The sequence below is a fragment of the Streptomyces sp. B3I8 genome (assembly GCF_030816915.1).
Classification (GTDB): Bacteria; Actinomycetota; Actinomycetes; order Streptomycetales; family Streptomycetaceae; genus Streptomyces.
On sequence record NZ_JAUSYN010000002.1, the window covers coordinates 5,599,900 to 5,618,469 of the forward strand.

General features: G+C 72.7%; 18 protein-coding genes. 9 read left to right on the forward strand and 9 right to left on the reverse strand.

What is annotated here, in order from left to right:
• Positions 1-152: 152 nt before the first annotated feature.
• The 3 genes from QFZ64_RS26945 to QFZ64_RS26955 are packed head-to-tail and all read left to right on the forward strand — an operon-like array spanning position 153 to position 2,712.
• Positions 153-1,277 (forward strand): ABC transporter ATP-binding protein, encoded by a 1,125-nt coding sequence (locus tag QFZ64_RS26945; RefSeq protein ID WP_307070016.1) that lies wholly within the window; start codon positions 153-155, stop codon positions 1,275-1,277.
• On the forward strand, positions 1,274-2,050 hold the full coding sequence (locus QFZ64_RS26950; RefSeq protein WP_307070018.1) for an ABC transporter permease: 777 nt from the start codon (positions 1,274-1,276) through the stop codon (positions 2,048-2,050). Before QFZ64_RS26945 ends, QFZ64_RS26950 begins: the two co-directional genes overlap by 4 nt.
• The gene (locus QFZ64_RS26955) at positions 2,047-2,712 is read left to right on the forward strand and encodes an ABC transporter permease (RefSeq protein WP_307070020.1); all 666 of its coding nucleotides are present in this window, start codon (positions 2,047-2,049) and stop codon (positions 2,710-2,712) included. Before QFZ64_RS26950 ends, QFZ64_RS26955 begins: the two co-directional genes overlap by 4 nt.
• A 31-nt stretch (positions 2,713-2,743) precedes the next feature.
• Here the strand turns inward: QFZ64_RS26955 and QFZ64_RS26960 are convergent, their stop codons facing one another.
• Positions 2,744-3,691: an alpha/beta hydrolase gene (locus tag QFZ64_RS26960; RefSeq protein WP_307070022.1), complete on the reverse strand. Its 948-nt coding sequence runs from the start codon at positions 3,689-3,691 to the stop codon at positions 2,744-2,746.
• Positions 3,692-3,765: 74 nt separating this feature from the next.
• On the opposite strand from QFZ64_RS26960, the gene QFZ64_RS26965 reads away from it, so the two are divergent.
• Positions 3,766-4,749, forward strand: a complete 984-nt coding sequence (locus QFZ64_RS26965; protein WP_307070024.1) for an AraC family transcriptional regulator — start codon at positions 3,766-3,768, stop codon at positions 4,747-4,749.
• Between the two features lie 44 nt (positions 4,750-4,793).
• On the opposite strand, the gene QFZ64_RS26970 is transcribed toward QFZ64_RS26965, so the two are convergent.
• From QFZ64_RS26970 to QFZ64_RS26985, 4 genes are read right to left on the reverse strand one after another with little or no spacing between them, the layout of a single operon-like run.
• Positions 4,794-5,390 (reverse strand): ATP/GTP-binding protein, encoded by a 597-nt coding sequence (locus QFZ64_RS26970; protein WP_307070026.1) that lies wholly within the window; start codon positions 5,388-5,390, stop codon positions 4,794-4,796.
• On the reverse strand, positions 5,377-5,817 hold the full coding sequence (locus QFZ64_RS26975; protein ID WP_307070028.1) for a DUF742 domain-containing protein: 441 nt from the start codon (positions 5,815-5,817) through the stop codon (positions 5,377-5,379). Before QFZ64_RS26975 ends, QFZ64_RS26970 begins: the two co-directional genes overlap by 14 nt.
• Before the next feature lie 37 nt (positions 5,818-5,854).
• A complete protein-coding gene (locus QFZ64_RS26980) occupies positions 5,855-6,331 on the reverse strand; it encodes a roadblock/LC7 domain-containing protein (RefSeq protein ID WP_307070029.1) in 477 nt (158 codons plus the stop codon).
• A complete protein-coding gene (locus QFZ64_RS26985; protein ID WP_307070031.1) occupies positions 6,328-9,471 on the reverse strand; it encodes an ATP-binding protein in 3,144 nt (1,047 codons plus the stop codon). Before QFZ64_RS26985 ends, QFZ64_RS26980 begins: the two co-directional genes overlap by 4 nt.
• 429 nt (positions 9,472-9,900) lie before the next feature.
• On the opposite strand from QFZ64_RS26985, the gene QFZ64_RS26990 reads away from it, so the two are divergent.
• The gene (locus tag QFZ64_RS26990; protein ID WP_307071884.1) at positions 9,901-10,860 is read left to right on the forward strand and encodes an ABC transporter substrate-binding protein; all 960 of its coding nucleotides are present in this window, start codon (positions 9,901-9,903) and stop codon (positions 10,858-10,860) included.
• A gap of 16 nt (positions 10,861-10,876) precedes the next feature.
• Positions 10,877-12,631: an aromatic amino acid lyase gene (locus QFZ64_RS26995; RefSeq protein ID WP_307070033.1), complete on the forward strand. Its 1,755-nt coding sequence runs from the start codon at positions 10,877-10,879 to the stop codon at positions 12,629-12,631.
• A 328-nt stretch (positions 12,632-12,959) separates the two neighbouring features.
• Here QFZ64_RS26995 and QFZ64_RS27000 read toward each other — a convergent pair whose 3' ends face one another.
• Together QFZ64_RS27000 and QFZ64_RS27005 are read right to left on the reverse strand one after the other, a co-directional pair.
• Positions 12,960-13,775, reverse strand: a complete 816-nt coding sequence (locus tag QFZ64_RS27000; protein WP_307070036.1) for an SAM-dependent methyltransferase — start codon at positions 13,773-13,775, stop codon at positions 12,960-12,962.
• 113 nt (positions 13,776-13,888) lie between these two features.
• On the reverse strand, positions 13,889-14,764 hold the full coding sequence (locus QFZ64_RS27005; RefSeq protein ID WP_307070038.1) for a helix-turn-helix transcriptional regulator: 876 nt from the start codon (positions 14,762-14,764) through the stop codon (positions 13,889-13,891).
• Between the two features lie 346 nt (positions 14,765-15,110).
• Between QFZ64_RS27005 and QFZ64_RS27010 the strand changes: the two genes are divergently transcribed.
• From QFZ64_RS27010 to QFZ64_RS27020, 3 genes are all read left to right on the forward strand, one after another.
• Positions 15,111-15,725, forward strand: a complete 615-nt coding sequence (locus QFZ64_RS27010) for an ATP-binding protein (protein ID WP_307070039.1) — start codon at positions 15,111-15,113, stop codon at positions 15,723-15,725.
• On the forward strand, positions 15,703-16,209 hold the full coding sequence (locus tag QFZ64_RS27015; protein WP_307070041.1) for a hypothetical protein: 507 nt from the start codon (positions 15,703-15,705) through the stop codon (positions 16,207-16,209). The genes QFZ64_RS27010 and QFZ64_RS27015 overlap by 23 nt, the downstream gene beginning before the upstream one ends.
• Before the next feature lie 71 nt (positions 16,210-16,280).
• A complete protein-coding gene (locus QFZ64_RS27020) occupies positions 16,281-17,087 on the forward strand; it encodes a VOC family protein (protein WP_307070043.1) in 807 nt (268 codons plus the stop codon).
• Here the strand turns inward: QFZ64_RS27020 and QFZ64_RS27025 are convergent.
• Positions 17,059-17,568, reverse strand: coding sequence for a DUF6114 domain-containing protein (locus tag QFZ64_RS27025; protein WP_307070045.1), 510 nt, complete (start codon positions 17,566-17,568; stop codon positions 17,059-17,061). The genes QFZ64_RS27020 and QFZ64_RS27025 overlap by 29 nt on opposite strands.
• 1 nt (position 17,569) lies before the next feature.
• The gene (locus QFZ64_RS27030) at positions 17,570-18,238 is read right to left on the reverse strand and encodes a DUF6230 family protein (RefSeq protein WP_307070048.1); all 669 of its coding nucleotides are present in this window, start codon (positions 18,236-18,238) and stop codon (positions 17,570-17,572) included.
• Positions 18,239-18,570: the final 332 nt, after the last annotated feature.

An 18,570-nucleotide genomic window follows, 5' to 3' on the forward strand; every position in this document is an offset into this window, starting at 1 on the left:
CGAAGGTCGCCCGCCATACCGCCGCAACACCGGCCGTCTACACTCTCCCCCTACGGCCTGCGTGACTCTCCCCCCACGGCCTGCTTGTCAGTGATCATAAAAGTGACCCGAACAAAGCAGTTCCCGGCCACACCCGAAGGGTTTGCGGCGTCTTGATACGCATAGATTCAGTCACGAAGCGATACCCGGACGGCACAGTGGCGGTCGACCGCCTGTCGCTGGAGATTCCGGACCGCTCCATCACGGTGCTCGTCGGACCGTCCGGCTGCGGCAAGACGACGACCCTGCGGATGATCAACCGGATGATCGAGCCCAGCGAGGGCACCATCCTGATCGACGGCGTCGACATCCAGAAGCAGCCGGTCAACACGCTGCGCCGGGGCATGGGCTACGTCATCCAGAACGCGGGCCTCTTCCAGCACCGCACGATCGTCGACAACATCGCGACCGTGCCCCGGCTGCTGGGCTGGAGCAAGGACCGGGCGCGCGGCCGGGCCCGGGAACTGATGACGCGGGTCGGACTGGACGCCTCGCTCGCGAGCCGTTACCCGTACCAGCTCTCCGGCGGCCAGCAGCAGCGCGTCGGTGTCGCCCGCGCGCTCGCCGCGGACCCGCCCGTGCTGCTGATGGACGAGCCGTTCTCCGCCGTCGACCCGATCGTGCGCAAGGGCCTCCAGGAGGAACTGCTGCGCATCCAGGAGGAGCTGGGCAAGACCATCGTCTTCGTCACGCACGACATCGACGAGGCGATCCGGCTCGGCACCATGGTCGCCGTGATGCGCACCGGCGGCCACCTCGCGCAGTTCGCGCCGCCCGCCGAACTGCTCTCCTCGCCCGCCGACGCCTTCGTCGAGGACTTCCTCGGCGCCGACCGCGGCATCCGCCGGCTGTCCTTCTTCACCACCGCCGGTCTGGAACTGACCACCACCCCCGTCGTCGCCGTCGACACCACCGCCGAGCAACTGGCCGCGCGCGAGGCGGAGAACACCGCCCCGTACCTCCTCGTCACCGACCTCGACGGCAAACCGCTCGGCTGGTGCGCCCCGGAGGAATTCCCCGGCGCCGAGCCCGGCCAACTGCTGTCCTACGGCAGGCCGTTCGAGTCCGGCAAGGACTCGCTGCGGGCCGCCCTGGACTGCGCGGTGCTCTCGCCCACCGGCTGGGCGGTCGCCGTCGACGCAGAGGGCCGGGCCGTCGGCGTCGCCTCCCAGGAGACCATCGGCGAGGCCATCCGCGCCGCGCACGCCGAGCGCCGGAAGGCGGACGTCGCCGGATGAACGGCTTCTTCGACATTCCGAGCGACCTCCAGCACAGCTGGCTCGGCCTGATCGGGCTGCACCTGCGCGAGGCGCTGATCCCGGTCCTGGCCGGGCTCGTCCTGGCGCTGCCCATCGGGCAGCTGTGCGTCCGGCTGCGCTGGCTGTACCCGCCGGTGCTGTGGGTGACGACCGTGCTGTACGCCGTCCCGTCGCTGGCGTTCTTCGTCGTCCTGATCGACTACACCGGCCAGAGCGAGACGACGGTGATGATCCCGCTCGCCGTGTACAGCCTGGTGGTGCTGGTCCCCGCCATCGTCGACGGCGTCCGCTCGGTCCCGCAGGAGACCCTCGCCGCCGCCACCGCCATGGGCTTCGGACCCGTACGCCGCTACCTCCAGGTGCAGTTGCCGATCGCCGTACCCGCCCTCATCGCGGGGCTGCGGATCGCCACGGTCTCCAGCATCTCCCTGGTCAGCGTCGGCACCCTCATCGGCAACCAGGGCGCGCTCGGCAACCTGCTCGCCGACGCGATGTTCTACCACCGCACCGCGCTCGCGGTGAACTCCGTGGTCACCACGGCCGTCCTCGCCATCGTCATCGACGCCCTGCTGGTGCTGCTGCGCAAGGTGCTCACCCCCTGGGCACCGCCCTCCTCCGGCGGTACCCGGACGGCCCGGCGCGGCGGCCGCCGACGGCTGCCCGGCCGGCCCGCGCAGGAGCAGACCGTACGGCCCGAACCGGCCGCGCCCGCCGTGCAGGGCGCCGCACCCGTGAAGGACACCGCCCGATGAACGTCCTGAACTTCATCAACGACTTCTTCAGCGACAGCGCCCACTGGCACGGCTACGACGGCATCCCGCACCGCCTCCTCGAACACGTCCAGTACTCGTTGATCGCGCTGGCCATCGCCGCCGCGATCGGCCTGCCGGTCGGCCTGATCACCGGCCACACCGGGCGCGGCGGCACCGCGCTCGCCCTCATCGCCACCGCGGCCCGGGCACTGCCCAGCTTCGGCCTGCTGGTGCTGATGTTCGTCCTGCTCGGCCTCGGACTGCTGCCGGTGATGATCCCGCTGGTGGTGCTCGCCGTGCCGCCCATCCTCGTCACCACCTACGAGGCGGTCCGCACGGTCGAGCCCGCCCCCGTCGACGCGGCCCGGGGCATGGGCATGACCGAGCCGCGCATCCTGTTCCAGGTCGAACTGCCGGTCGCGCTCCCGCTGATTTTCAGTGGCCTGCGCTCGGCCGCCATCCAGATCGTCTCCACGGCCACGATCGCCGCGTACGTCAGCCTCGGCGGACTCGGCCGGTACATCGTCGACGGGCTCTACCAGCGCAACTACGAGAAGGTCGTGGGCGGCGCGACCCTGGTGGCGGTACTGGCCCTGGTCACCCTCGGACTGTTCTGGGCGGCGGCGAGGGCGGCGGTCTCACCGGGGGTGCGCCGCAGCTGAGGAGGCCTCAGGGTCTGCCGTTCGGGAGGCGTCACAGGTGTTTCGCGTAGAAGGCCGCCAGCGTCTCCACCGCCCGGCCGACGTACTCGGGCCGGTCGTACAGGTCGTAGTGGCTCGCGCCCTCGACGACCAGAAGGTCCTTCGGGCCCCTCGCCCTCGCGAACAGTTCCCGCCCCTCCCGGCAGGAGCCGAAGGACCCGGTCCGGTCGCCGACCACGATCTGGAGGGGCTGGGTCAGCAACTCCTCCACCAGGTGGAAGGCGTCGAACGCGAGCATCGACGCGATACTCCGGTGCGCCAGCCGGTTGACCGACCGCTCGTGCCCGCCGCGCGGCGTGAGGTAGTAGTCGACCGCCTCGATCAGGTCGACGTCGGTGACCCCCGCCTCCGCCGGGTCCCCGAGATCCTCGGGGAGCCATGTCGTGAGCGACGGGGCCCCGCCGCGGGCCTCGGCCGTGCGCCGGTTCCCCACCTTTGCCAGCCGCTCGGCGACAGAACCGCCGGCCCGGCGGGCCCGGCCGATGTTCACGGGCACGACCGTGCCCACCGCCCTGAGGCGCCGCTCGGTCAGGGCGGCGTTGACCGCGTAACCGCCGCCCGCGCACACGCCGAGCACGCCGATGCGCTCCTCGTCCACGAAGGGCAGGGTGGTCAGGAAGTCGACGGCGGACCTGATGTCCTCCACGCGGGTGGCCGGCTCCTCCAGGTGCCTGGGCTCGCCGCCGCTCGCGCCCTGGTGGGAGGCATCGAACGCGAGCGTGACGTACCCCCGCGCCGCCAGGTGCCGGGCGTAGACCCCGGCCGTCTGCTCCTTCACTCCGTTGCCCGGGTGGACGCAGACGAGCGCCGGGTGCCGCCGTCCCTCCGCGGTGTCGAAGCCCGGCGGCACACGGAGGTGCGCGGCGAGGGCGACGCCACGGCTGTCGAAGGTCACGGGGGCCGGAACGGGGCCAGTGGTGTCTGTGCGAACGGTGTCCATACGAGGAAGTCTGCCGACCGTACAGTGGACTGTGAATGCTCCACGGTCCCCCGTACTTGATCCGGAGTCCGCCCATGGCCGCCGCTGACCCGCTCTCGGACGTGCTCGCTCTGGTGCGCGCGCGGTGTGAGATCACCGGCGGTCTGCGGGCCGGCGGCCGGTGGTCCCTGCGCTCCGGGCCGCACGCGGCGCAGGTCAAACTGGACGCCGTCACACACGGCTCCTGCCTGCTCCTCGCCGGCGGCCGGCCCCCGCTGCGACTGACCGCGGGTGACGTCGTCGTCCTGAACGGCGCCGGCTCCGTGGTGCTCTGCGGCGAACCGGGGGAGACCCCGGACGGGGGACCGGGGGAGACCACGGACGGCGGACCGGGGCAGACCACGGTGGAAGAGCCGGACCTCCCCCCGTCCGCGCCCGGCACGCTCCACCGGCTCGGCAGCGGTGAGGACGTGACGATCGTCGGCGGGCACGTGGAGCTCGATCCGGCCGCCGCCGAGTGGTTCACCGCGGCGCTGCCCGACGTCCTGCACGCCCACGCCGGCGCGCACGGCGTCGAGGCGGCGCGGATGCGGAGCCTGCTGGAGCAGATCGTCGAGGAGACGGCACAGGACCGCCCGGGCGCCGCGTTCGCCCGCCACCAGCACGCTCAGCTCCTGCTGCTGCACGCCCTGCGCGTCGGACTGCGCGGCGGGGCGGGGGTGTTGCGCCCCGGCTGGCTGCGCCTGCTCGCGGACGCACGGCTGCGGCTCGCCGTGGAGGCCGTGCACGCCGATCCCGGACACCCCTGGGAGCTGCGGGAGCTGGCCTCGGTGGCGGGCATGTCGCGCAGTCACTTCGCCGGGCGGTTCCGCGAGGTGGCGGGCGAGACACCGCTGGCGTACGTGTCCCACTGGCGGCTACGGCTTGCGCGGCAGGCGCTGCGGGACTCCGACACGACGGTCGCCGCGCTCGGCGAACGCCTCGGGTACGCCTCGGAGAGCTCCTTCAGCCACGCGTTCAGCCGTGTCGTCGGGATGTCTCCGGGGCGGTACCGCCGGACCGCCGCGCGGGGGAGCTGAGAGGAGACAAGGAGCGAAGGCAGGGACTCATCCCTCCCAAGGGATCACCCCTGCGTGCGTGCCAGCGCCAGCTCCAGCACCGTCAGCAGCGCGTCGCGCACCGAGCCGCGCTCGCGCGCGTCGAACACCACGACCGGCACCTGGTCGGCCATGTCCAGCGCCCACCGCACCTCGTCCAGTGAATGCTCCACGATCCCGTCGAACGCGTTCAACGCGACCGCGAACGGGATGCCCCGGTGCTCGAAGTAGTCGACGGCCGCGTAGCAGTCGTCGAGCCGCCGGCTGTCGACGATGACCAGACCGCCGACCGCGCCCTCCACGAGGTCGTCCCACATGAACCCGAACCGGTCCTGGCCGGGCGTGCCGAACAGGTACAGCTTCAGGGTCGGGTCGATGGTGATGCAGCCGAAGTCCATCGCGACCGTGGTGGTGGTCTTGGCCGGGGTGTGACTGAGGTCGTCCACCCCCGCCGCGACCTCGGTGATGGCCGCTTCGGTGGTGAGCGGCTCGATCTCCGAGATGGAGCCGACGGCGGTGGTCTTGCCCACGCCGAAGCCGCCCGCGATCACCAGTTTGACCGGCAGCGGCGGCCGTTCGGCGGTCACCGCGCCGCCGTGGGCGGCCGGTTCAGTCGGAGTCACGGAGTACCCCCCGGGAGTCGGGGATGGCACGGAGGCCATCGATAACCCTTCGCAGTACGGAAGCGTCGCGGATGATGTCGGTGCGTGGTACGTGCACCGACAGTTGTCCGTCGGCGCGCAGGTCCTCGGCCAGGACGCGGACCACGTTCAGATGCAGCCGCAGCCGGGCCGCGATCTCCGCGAGGGACTGCGGCCGCCGGCAGGCGGCGACGATGTCGTGCTGCTCGAACGACAGGCGTTCGAGCGCGTCGATCCCCGCGGTGGTGGCCACCATCTGGGTCTCGACGGGGATCGGCCGGCCGGACGCGGTGCCCGCCACCCGGCCCGCGGTGACCAGGAACGGCCGGACCGCGGGGGCCGGGCCGACGGGGGTTCCGTCGGGGCCGGTGAAGCCGTGCGCGCCCGGGGGTGCTTGGCCGTCCGCCATCGGTTTTTTCTTCCTCCCTCGACCCGGTGGCGACCGGTCATCCAGCCGACGCGGCGCCGACGCTGTTCTTCAGTTCCAGTACGAGCTGAGGGCTCAGCGCGGTGCCGGCGCGGTTGGCGAACAGGGTCATCTCGTAGGCGATGTTGCCGAGCTTGGCCTCCTTGTCGGTGACCACGCCGAGGACGGCGCCGCTGCCGATCGCGGAGACCAGGACGTGGCCACCCTCCAGGTCGATGATGACCTTGTTGAGCCCGCCCAGACCGTAGTTGCCGGAAGCGCCGGACGCCAGGCTCGTGATGCCGGAGACGATCGCCGCGAGCCGTTCCGAGTCGGCGTGCTCGCGCAGTTCGGAGACGGCGATGAGCAGACCGTCGGACGACACGGCGATGGCGTCGACGACGCCGGCGGTCTCGGTGGCGAAACGATTCAGGAGCCAGGTGAAGTCGGCCGCGGCAGCCCGCAGGTCCGTCGGCGAGGCCCCGCCCATGGAGGTGTCACCTGTCGACGTTGTCACTGCTCCGCTCCTTCCGGGAGGTGGTTCTGGTCGTGCGTGGCGCGGGTGGTGGCTGAGGACGTGGGGGATACCGGGGGAAGCGTACGTCGGCCGTCGGCGGCGTCGGCGCGCGCGTCCCGGTTTGCGCGCTCGACGGCCGCCTCGAACTCCTCGAGCGCGGAGCGGACGGCGTCGGCGTCGGCGGGCCGCAGTGGCTCGGCGGCCCGCTGCGCGGCCGTGTCCGCGAACGTGGTCCGCAGGGTCGCCCCCCGCACGCGCCGCCGCAACGGCCGGGCGCCGTCGCCCGGTTCCTCCGGGCCGGTCGCGGCCGCGCCGCCCCGGGGGGCGGGTGGTACGACGGCGCCGGACCGGCCGCCCGGCGAGGCACCGGTGGCGGCCTCGTCGTGGGTGCGCGGGATGTCGGCCTCGTGCGGCCGGGAGGTTCCGGCGCCCGCCCCGGCCCCCGCCTCGGGCTCGCGCCCGTAACCGAACTCGTCGGCCACGTAGGGCCGGTCCCGCTCGGGATGCTCCCGCCCGGTCCGCGCGGAGGTATCGGATCGTTCGGCCGGGGTGGCGGCCGGGGGCGTCGGCGTCCCCGCGGAGGGGAGCGCTTCGTCCGCAGCCGGCCGGGAGGTGCCCGGCCGGACCGGGACGTACCCCGTGCCGCGGCCGCCGCCCTCGGACGCCCGCCCGGCGGACGTTCCTGCCCCGGGCGTCCGTCCTGCGGGGGCCGTCTCCGCCCGGTCCCCCGCGGGGACCGTCTCCTCCTGGTCCCCGCGGGGAACGCGGCGGGGGAGCGGGACGAGCGGGTCGCCGTCGGCCGATGCCGTCTCGCCCCCTGCCCGCCCGGCCTCCGCCGCGCGGCGGGCGGCCCAGGCCGGGGTGCGGCCGGTGCCGCGTCCGGCTTCCGCCGGCGCCGGGGCGGAGGCCGGCTCCGGATGCGCGGTGCTGTCCGGCTCCGCGTCGGCCGCGGGCCGTTCGTCGCGCCTGCCGTCCGTCGGAGAGGATCCCGTCGGCAGGGCCCTGCGGGGTTCCGAGGGGGTGACGGCGCCCGGCTCCACCGGGTCCGCGGCGCGGCCCTCCGGGCTCGCCGCCGGCGCCACCACGTCCCGTTCGATGTCCCGTTCGACGTTCCGTTCCACGGCGGCCGACGAGGACGGCCGCGACGGCTCGGCCGCGAGCGGGCTCAGCGCCAGCAGCAGCGTCGACGGCAGTGCGATGTGCGAGGTGACGCCGCCGCCCGGGGTCCGGGACAGCGTCACGGTCACACCCCAGCGGCGCGCCAGCGTGCCCACCACGAACAGGCCCAGCACCTTCGTCGGCACCAGGTCCAGCCGCTCGCGGCGCACCAGCCGCGCGTTCTCCTCGGCGAGCCGCTCCGCGCTCATGCCCAGGCCGTGGTCGGCGATCTCGATGTGCGCGACGCCGTCGCCGTCCGCCCGCACCGCCACCTCGACAGGGCTGCGCGCGGGCGAGAACGCCACCGCGTTCTCGATCAGTTCGGCCACCATCAGCGTCAGGTCGCCGATGATGTCCGGCTCGACCATGACCTCCGTGTCGGCGCGCAGCGACACCCGCTGGTAGCCCTCGACCTGCCCGAGCGCGGCCCTTACGACGTTGGTGAGCGCGGTCGGTCCGGAGTCCAGCACGGTCTCGCGGATGCCGGCCAGCAGCATCAGGCTGTCGGCGTTGCGGCGCAGACGCACGGCGATGTGGTCGATGCGGTACAGCCGGTCCAGCAGCGCGGGGTCGGTCTCGCCGCGCTCGACCGCGTCGATCAGCGCGAGCTGACGGGCGGTCAGGTTGCTGACCCGGCGTCCCACGTTGCCGAACATCTCGGCGACGTTGCGCCGGCTGAGCACCTGGCGTTCCAGCAGCGCCGCCGCCGTGCCCTGCACATGGTTGAACGCCTCGGCGAGCTCGCCGATCTCGTCGCGCACGACGACCGGCACCTCGCTCAGCCTCGGCGGCCCCGCGTCCTCCGCGTCGTCGTCGGCGACCCGGGCCAGTTCGCGCCCCGCCACCTCGGCGACCTGCTGCGCGGCTCCGGTCAGCGCCGTCACCGGCCGCACCACGGAACGTCGTACGGCGACCGAGAAGCCGAGCCAGAGGACGAACCCGAGCAGTGCCGCGGCGAGCAGCCAGCCGGCCCGCCACCAGGAGTCGGAGGAGGCGCTGTCGGCCCGGTGGGCGATCTGGCCGGTCAGCGAGGTGGTGATCTTCAGCCGGGACTCGGCCTGGGCCCGGTAGTCCGGGTAGGTGGCCAGGGACGAGGTGAACGCCCGGCGCAGTTGGGTCGGCCCCTTGGCCTGCAACGCGCTCGGGTCGACCTGGAGTTCGGCGTACTGCTGGGCGATCGTGGCCATCGGGCCGTCGCGCTCCATGCTGCCCAGCTGGTCCGCCTGCTCCTCGGTGGCGAAGCGGCTGAAGCGGTCGGCCTGGTACGTGTAGAGCTGGTAGGCGCCGACCGCGCTGTTGAACTGGATCAGCGCGTTGCTGTCACCCGTGGTCGCGGAGAACACGTCGGTCTCGAACGCGCTGTGCGCGGCGTCGGCGCGCAGCAGCGACTCCAGCAGATTGCCGGTGAAGGTGGCCGCGAGCGCGGTGTTGCGGTCCAGGCCGAGCCCGTCGATCAGGCCCTTGGCCACGCTGGTGTACGTGGGGTCGATGTTGTCGGCGGGCAGATACCCCGCCTCGACGTTCTCCCGGAGGCTGGTGAGACCGTTGACCTCGCGCAGGGCCTGTGCCTCGGTGCCGGGGAGCCGGTCGCCGAAGGTGTCGCGCACCTTGTCCACCTGCGCGTCCACGGCCGCCTGCGCCTTGCGGTACCCCGTGGTGGACGGCCGGTCCGCCTTGCCGGCGGCCTCGTACCGCACGGAGAGCAGCATCGCCTGCTGGTACTCGTTCTGCACCTGGTCGACCAGGGCGGCCACCTGCACGCTGTTCCGCACCAGGTCGGCGGCGTCCGCCGCGTCGCGGGCCTGTCCCACCTGGTCGGCGATGAGGTACGACAGCAGCATCGCGACCACCGCGAGCGGGACGCCGACGAGGGCGTTGAGCTTGCGCCGGAAGGGCCACCGGTCGGCGAAGCGACGAATACCGCTCGGCGGCGACGGCGGTGCCGGCGCGGGGGTGGACGCGTCCACCACGTTCGTGGACACCGAGCCTCCTTGTGGGCGTCATCACGGCGCGCAAGGTTCACGAGACCGTTGATCGGATGATGATCGGTTTCGGACAGGGGGCACCGCAGTTCCCACTGGGCGACATCCGCGCGCCCATGCCGGCCACACCGCTCCCCGTGGTCAACTTCGGTGAGAGTACCGTCTCTTGTGATCGCGGATGGGCACGCTATGTCAAGAATCCGTTACAACCCCACCAGTCCCACCAGTGAACACCCACCACATCTTCACAACAAGTGACCCACGGAAATCGCTTGTTGACCGGAAGGCACTTGACTAGTCGAGAAGCGGCTGGATTGGATCAGTCGGGTGCGGTGCCGGAATGACGCGTACCGTCGTCCTCGGCATGTGCCCCGAGGCCTCGCGCCTGTGCGGCCGTGCCCGCCCTCCACCCCAAAGTCCGGAACGGGAATTGTGACTACCGCGAAGAGCAGCAGGTCCAGTAAGAGACGATCCGGAGCGGCGGCCGTAGCGCTCGCCGCCGCCACGGCCCTCCTGGCGGCGGGGTGCGGATCGGACGACAAGAGCGACGATCCGCTCGCGGGCGAGAAGTCGGGCGGCGACACGGTCGTCGTCGGCTCCAACAACTTCGCCGAGAGCATCCTCCTCGCCGACATCTACGGCGAGGCGCTGAAGGCCAAGGGCGTCAAGGTCGACTACAAGCCCAACATCGGCAGCCGCGAGACCACCTACGGTCTGCTGAAGAACGGCTCCATCACCGTGCTGCCCGAGTACAACGGCGCGCTGCTGGCCTACCTCGACGCCAAGGCCACCCCGAAGACGGTCGCCGAGACCACCGCCGCGATCAACGCGAAGCTGGACAAGAAGCTGGAGCTCCTGGAGCCGGCCGCCGCGCAGGACAAGGACTCGGTCACGGTCAACGCGGACGCCGCGAAGAAGCACGGGCTGACCGACAAGTCCACCATCGCCGACCTCAAGGACATCGCGTCCGACCTGGTCATCGGCGGCTCCCCGGAGTTCCAGACCCGACAGCAGGGCCTCAAGGGCCTGAAGTCGGTGTACGGCGTGGAGTTCAAGTCCTTCAAGGCGCTCGACGCGGGCGGCCCGCTCACCCAGGCGGCGCTGAAGAAGAACACGGTCCAGGCGGCCGACCTCTTCACCACCGACCCGACCATCACCAAGGAGAAGTTCGTCGTCCTCCAGGACCCGGAGAACCTCTTCGGGTTCGAGAACGTGCAGCCGCTCGTCTACAAGGGCGGACTCTCCAAGGAGGCCGCGGCCGCGCTGAACGCGGTCTCGGCCAAGCTCGACACGGCCGCGCTGCTGGACCTGGACGCGAAGGTGCAGCTCGAGAACAAGGACCCGCTGGACGTGGCCAAGACCTGGCTGAAGTCCGCCGGCCTCGGCTGACGCGGGAGCACCGCGCGTGAGCACGACCGCCGACGAGCCGACCCGGGCGCCCTCCGCCGAGGGTGCCCGGGGCCTGCCGGACGGGACGGGGGCGCACGCCCGCGTCGTCCTGGACGGTGCCGGGCTGGACGTCGGCGGCGTGGTCCGGCTCGCCGACCACGACGCCGTGCCGGACGTCCCCGCCGAGCCGCTCGCCCGGGTCCGGCACGCCTGGCAGGCGGCCGAGCGGCTCGCCGCGCGCGGCCGGCTCTACGGGCGCGGCACCGGGGTCGGCGCCCACCGGCAGATCGCCGTCGACGAGGCCGACCTGGCCGGCCACGGCCTGCGCCTGCTGCGCAGCCACGCGGGCGGCGCGGGCGCGGTGCTGCCCGCCCGGCAGGCGCGCGCGATGCTCGCCGTCCGTGCCAACCAGCTCCTGGCCGGCGGCTCCGGCATCCACCCCGACTTCGTCGAGGCCCTCGCCGAGGCACTGCGCCTGGGCGTCCACCCGGCGATCACGGAGTACGGCTCGGTGGGCACGGGCGACCTCACGGCCCTGGCCCAGACCGGCCTCGCCCTCCTTGGCGAACACCCCTGGCTGGGCGCCCCGAGTGACGCGTCCGGACCGGGCGCCGGGCACCCGCGCGCCGGTTCCCCGCGCGGCGTCGGCCCGTACGAGGACGGCTCCCCGATACCCGTCCCGCGTCGACCGCGGTCCGGCACGGCCGCCTCCCGACCGCAGGCGGCCCCGCAGCCGCAGGCCATTGCGCAGCCGCAGTCCGGCACGACTGCGCCCCGACCGCAGCCCGCCCCGCGACCGCGTGCCGCCCCGGCGGCGGGTGCGGGTCTGCCCGCGCCCGTCATGCTGCGGCCCGGGGACGCGCTCGCGCTGCTCAGCAGCAGCGCGCTCACCCTCGGCCAGGCAGCGCTCGCCTGCCACGACCTCACGGTGCTGCTGCGGGCCGCGCACGCCGTGGCCGCGCTGTCGCTCCTCGCCGTCTCCGGTTCGACCGAGGCGTACGCCGCGCCCGTGCACGCGGTACGTCCCTACCCGGGCCCCGCGCGCGCGGCCGCCGAGGTGCGGCGGCTGCTCGGCCTGCCCGACCGGCCCCCGCCCGGCGGCGGGCGGCGCGTCCAGGACCCCTACGGCTTCCGCGCCTTCCCGCAGGTGCACGGTGCCGCGCTCGACGCCGCCGAACGGCTGCGGCACGTCGTCGAGACCGAGATCAACTGCCCCACCGAGAACCCGCTCATCGTCCCCGACGAGGACACCGCCTACCACCACGGCGGCTTCTACGCCGCACCTCTGGGCCTCGCCCTCGACGCAGCCGACCTCGCCCTGCTCGGCACCGCCCAGCTCTCCGCCGCGCGACTGGCCGGGCTCGGCCGCGCGGACCTCACCGGGCTGCCCGCCTTCCTCGCCGAGGGCCCCGCCGGGAGCTCCGGCACGATGATCATGGAGTACACCGCGCACTCCGCCCTCGCCGAACTGCGCGCGTCGGCGTCCCCCGCCTCGGCGGGCCACGCCGTGCTCTCCCACGGCCTGGAGGAGGCGGCCGGCTTCGCCTCCCAGGCGGCCCGCCAGGCCCTGCGCGCGGTGGACGCCTACCGTACGGTCCTGGCCTGCGAGCTCGTGGTGGCAGTACGGGCGCTGCGCCTGAGCGGCACCACGCCGGACATGCCGGCATTCACCGTGGCATCCGCCGTCCTCCCCCCACAAACGGAGGACCGCCCCCTGACCCCCGACATCTCCGAGGCAACAGACCTACTCCCGCACCTGGCCCACCTGTGACCCACCGCGCACAGGGGCGCGGGGAACCGCGCGCAACCACAACGCACCCGCACGGTGGGGGCCGTGCCGCCCGGCCAGGGGCCACTTCCTGGCATCCGGGGGCCTCACCCCCGTGAAGGGGTGCGGGGAACCGCGCGCAACCACAACGCCCCCGCACCGCGGGAGCCGTACCGCGCCCGGCCAGGGGGAACCGCCTCCCCATCCGGGGGCAGGGGCATCGCCGCGTATGCGGGGGCAGAGGGGCCCCGCCCGCCCCCAGCGAGGGAAACGCATCCCCCCACCCCCGCCGGCCGGGCCGACCGCCTCCCCACCCCCCGGCCCGAAAGGGTCAGCCCTTTCGGGCCACCGCTCCGTACATCGCGATGTCCTCGTCCCTGATCCCCTGCTCACCCGTCCCGTCCGGGTGCCACTTGTGCACCTGGACGATGCCGGGCTCGACCAGGTCGAGGCCCGCGAAGAACTCGTGCGCCTCGTCGATCGTCCGCAGCCGCATCGGCATGTTCCGCGCCTCGTACTCGCGGGCCACCCGTCCGACCTCCTGCGGTGCGAACTCGGCGGTGCCGATGGTCATCGCCAGGTAGCTCCCCGACGGCAGCGGCTCCAGCAGCCGCCGTACGACCCCCACCGCGTCGTCCACGTCGAGCATGAAGTGGACGATCGCGATGACTGTCAGGGCCACCGGCTGCGACAGGTCGAGCGTCTCCCGCAGTTCCGGCGCGTCCAGGATGCTCCCCGGGTCCCGCATGTCCGCCTCGACGTACGCGGTCTTCCCCTCGGGCGTGCTGGCCAGCAGCCCCTGGGAGAGGGTCAGCACGATCGGGTCGTTGTCGACGTAGACCACCCGGGACGCGGGCGCCACCGACTGGGCGATCTCGTGCAGGTTGGGGGAGGTGGGGATGCCGGTGCCGATGTCGAGGAACTGCCGGATCCCGGCCTCCTCGGCCAGCCACCGCACCGCGCGGTTCATCCAGTCGCGGTTGGCGCGCATGTGGATCGGGAGCGCCGGCCACTCCCGCGCCATGGCGTCGCCCGCCTCCTTGTCGGCCGGGTAGTAGTCCTTCCCGCCCAGGATGTAGTCGTAGATGCGCGCGGAATGCGCGCTCTCGGTGTCGATACGGTCGGCAGGCCATCCGTTGTCGGGCAACGCGGCCCTCCCATCACGTCGTAGGTGAAGTGGCAACGTCCACAGGAGACCAGGAGTTTCCGGGAACCCTCAAGTACCCCGGGAACCCCAAGTCCCTTGCTGACCAGGTCCGTTCACAGTTCCTTGCGGATCTCACGGAGCACGGACTCGGTCATGCGGGCCGGTGCCGCCTGCGCACCGAGCCGGTCCAGCGCCTCGCGGTACACCACCACGTCGTCCCGTTTGTCCAGATAGACGGCGCCCACCATCCCGTTCAGGTACACGATGTCCGGCAGTTCCCGGGCCCGGAACCGGAACACGTGGTAGGCACCCGCCCGCATCGCCGGGTGCGGACCGTTGGCGAAGGGCATGATCTGCACCGTCACCTGTGGCAGCCGGTTGACCTCCGTGAGGTGGTCGATCTGCTCCCGCATCACCTCCGTACCGCCCACCGGCCACCGCAGCACCGTCTCGTCCAGCACCACCCACACCCGCGGCACCGTCGGCCGTGACAGCAGCTCCTGCCGCCGCATCCGCAGCTGCACCCGCCGCTCGGTCGCCTCGGCCGACGCGTGCGGGTTCCCGGCGGTGATCAGCGCCCGCGCGTACGCCTCCGTCTGCAGCAGCCCCGGCACGAACTGCGGCTCGTAGGCACGGATCTGCAGGGCCGCCTGCTCCAGGCTCAGATACGCCGCGAACCAGTCCGGCAGCACGTCCCGGTAGGTGTGCCACCAGCCGCGCTTGTTGGCCTCGCGCGCGGACTTGAGGAAGGTGTCGATCTCCTGCTGGTCGGTGACGCCGTACGTCTGCAGCAGTTTCTCGACGTCCGGCAGCCGCAGCCGGGCCACCTTCGCGGACTCCATCCGCCGGATCGTCGAGTGGCTGACGCCGATCGCCTCACCGGCCTCCTCGAAGGTGAGCCCGGCCCGGCTGCGCAGTTCCTCGAGCTGACGGCCGAGGATCATGCGCAGCACGGACGGCGCTCCGCCCCAGTCGGTCTCCGCGGTCACGCCACCCCCTCACGTCGGGTTCACCTCGGGCACACATCATGTGCGGAGTCACAGTCTGTCACGACCGTCCGCCCGCCGAGGCGGCTTGTGCCCCACACATTGCAATTTTCAACTTGCCGGTTGCGGGCCGTCGTTGGCAGGTGCCACAGTGTCCATACCGTCAGGCATCGGCGAACGGCGACACGCGCAGTCCGGTGGGGGGACATGGGACTGCTGCCGGTCCCGTTCCGACGCGGGCCGACAGGGCCCCGTGACCATGGCGGGCCACCCCGGACCCGCGACGACGCACGGGCGGCAGCGCACCGGCACCGTCCGCGGTGCGACGGCAGACGAAAGGCGAACGGCGATGGCTCCGCCCTCCTCCCCGCAGCCGTTGGGCCGGCCCCCGGGCTCCGGCCGGCCCGCACCCCGGGCGGGCATCTTCGGACTCCCGGCCGCCCCCGCCTCCGTCGGACTCGCCCGCGGCCATGTGCGCGGCCTCCTGGAGGACTGGGAGTTCGACCCCGAGACCTGCGACAACGCCGTCCTCGTCACCTCGGAGCTGGTCACCAACGCGGTGATGCACACCGCGAGCGACCGCATCGTGTGCAGGCTGCGCACGGACGGTGACCGTATCCGCATCGAGGTCGAGGACGAGAGCCGCGGCCCCACCCTGCCCGAGCAGCGCATCTCCCGCCCCGACGACCAGGGCGGCCGGGGGCTGATGCTGGTCGGCGTGCTCAGCAGCGACTGGGGCGTACGGGACAGCCCGTACGGGCCCGGCCGCATCGTCTGGGCGGAGCTGATCCCCGAGGGCCCCGACCCCGACCTCGACCAGGACCCGGCCCTGGGCTTCACCCCCGTACCGACCCTGGCGCCGGCCGTCACCTCCCTGGCGCCCTCCGCCTCCGTGCACGACATCCGGCCCGTCCCCCGCCTGGCCGAAGGAACGCACCCGCATGAACCCTCAGCGCACCCCTGACCCCTGCCCCCGGCCCGAGCGGCTCCCCGACGCACGCCGCCACATGCACGGCGTCCCGATCGCCGACGCGCCCCCGCGCACGCCCGGTCCCGCCATCCCCGAGACGCCCCCGGGCACCCTCGGTCTGCCGATCCCCGACGACCTGTCCGGCGGACTCGGCCACGACGCGGTGGGCACCACACCCGAGCACGGCAGACGGATCATGGAGTGTCTGCCCCGCATCGGCTGCGTCTTCGCCGACGACCGCCAATGGTGGTGGGTCGTCCCCACGGGGTCCCAGATCGGGGTGGCCTGGCCGTCCTCCACGCGGTACGCCGTCGGTGCGACGCTCACCGGGCGGCGCGGCCGGGGTCCGGCCGGGCGGGTCCGGCTGATCCACCGGCCCGACCACGACTCGCCCTACACCCCGCCGCTCCCGCTGTACTTCCTCACCTGCCGTCTCGCGGGCATCACCCCGCGATGGTCACCGGCCTCCGTGGGCTGAACCGTCCGCCGCGGGGTACCCGGGGTTCTCCGGTTGCGCCCGGGCGGAAGGGATGGCAGGACGGTAGGACCATGAACACTGACAGCGACAGCACACTCCCGCACGCGGTCCTCTCCAGCGACTCGGTCTTCGGAGCGCCGTGCTGGGTGAGTCTGACGACCCGCGACCTCGACGTCGCCGGGGCGTTCTACACGGCGGTGCTCGGCTGGACCTTCCGCACCGGCCGCCTCGGCGCACGGTTCCGCACGGCGCTGGCCGACGACGTGCCCGTCGCGGGCCTGGCCGCCGTCGCCTCGGTGTACCGGATGGCGGCTGCCTGGACGCCGTACTTCGCCGTGCCGAGCGCGGACGACGCGGTGGCCCGCAGCAGGGAGCGCGGCGGTACGACGGCGGTCGGCCCGCTCGCCTTCCCGCCGGGCCGCGCCGCCGTCCTGGCCGACCGGGACGGAGCCGTCTTCGGCATCTGGGAGGGGCAGTTGGCGACCGGCTGGGAGGAGTGGCGCAAGGCCGCCCCGGTCTCCGTCCGCCTGCACACCCGGGACGCCTTCGACGCGGCGATCTTCTACGGCGAGGTGCTGCAGTGGGCGACCGGGAGCGAGGGGTGCTGCGAGGTGCAGTACGACGGCGCGGAGGTCGTCCTGCGCAGCGCCGGGGAGACGGTGGCCCGCATCCACTCGGGCGCGCTGGGCGCCGCCCCGGACCCCACGATCCGCCCGCACTGGCAGGTCCACTTCACCGTGGACGACGTACCGGCGTGCGTGGCGGCGGCGCGGGCGCACGGGGGAGGCGTGGTGCGGTGGGCGGACGGCGCGCGCGAAGCGGTCCTGACGGACCCCGACGGCGCGAGTTTCACGGTGCGGGAGGAAACGGCGGCGTAGAGCCGCCCGCGCGGGGCGCGGGGATCCGTGCGGCACCGGCCGATGTCGCCCACGTCGGGGCCGTATCCCCCTCGGCCCCCCGGTTCCTCTTGTTCTGCTTGTTCCGTCGCCGCAACCACCTGCCGCGCGGCTCCTGGTCCGGCATCCACCCGAAGATCAGACAGGCCCCGACCAGCCCCAGCAGCAGTCCCACCAGGAACCCGCCCAGGTTCGACGTCAGCCACGTGCCCAGCGCCGACAGGGCGCCCACCAGCGAGTAGAACAACCGCTGACCGGGGCTCAGCAGTGTCAGCACGCCGCACAGCACCATCACCGTCGGCAGCAGATATCCCGCCACGCCCTGCATGCCGACATGCAGCACCACCTTCATCGACGCCTTTTCGGTGAGCAGGATCTCCCCGCCCCCCAGGGTCAGCAGCACACCGCCCCAGAACGGGCGCCGCGCCCGCCAGCCGCGGAACCCGCCACCACCGGCACCCACGTCAGCACCCGGAGTCGGAGAAGCGCATCTTCAGCCCCGGCAGCTTGAAGACCCCCGCCGTGGTGGCGTAGTTGGTCTGCCGCAGGTTCTTGATGTGCACGGTGTCGGCCTGCTGCCCGAACACCCCCGGCCTGCCCTGCACCCCGGCCTTGGACATGGTGCTCGCGTCGTTGCCGATCTCGATGTTCTTGAACGCCGCGTCGCCCGAGAGCTGCGTGGAGTCGGTGGTGAGGTCCCGGGCTGTCACCTTGGTGTCCCCGCCCCCCGCGGTGATCAGCAGATTCGTGCCGCCGAGGTCCACGCTCTGGCAGAGCTTGGTGAGCGTCGCCTTCTTGATCGCGGAGGTGATGACCAGCACCTGCCCGCCTGTGTCGCCGGCGTTGGGGCTGTCCTCCGTCATGCTGTCGAGATCACCGAACTGTTCGAACCCGGTGCCGTCGAGCTCGGTCGCGGTGACCGTGAACGGCATGCCGGAGATGAAGAACTGCACACCCAGCGCACCCTGGGCGGTCGCGACGATCAGTCCCGCCGCGATCGCGGTGGCGGGCACCGCCAGGACGGCGGCGCGACGCAGACGTACGCGTCCGCGTCTTTCGCCCCCGGCGGAACCGCTCTCCGGGGGCTCGGGCAGGCCGGCGGTGGATGCCGTGTGGTCCGAGGACGAGGCCATGTCTACTCCTGGGCGCAGTCAATGCGGAGGGAACCTAACCGGATTCACTGGCGCGTTGTCCTGGCGCGGACAGCGCCTGCCGCGCACGCCTCCTCCCGCCTCCCGGCGTGCACAAGGGCTTGCTCGTTACGCGGCAGTAGCCATCAAGGAAGTTACCGATGGTTACACCAAGGGGTCAAGAGAGCTGTGGCAGAGGGATGTTGATTGTGGTGATCGCGTGTCGGGGGCCTTCCGGCCGCGTCCGGGCTGACCTGCGCGCACGCCCGGCAGGTGGCGGTTCGTCCGACGAACTCCCGCGCGAACCCTTGACGGTGACGGAGCATCAGGTCTAC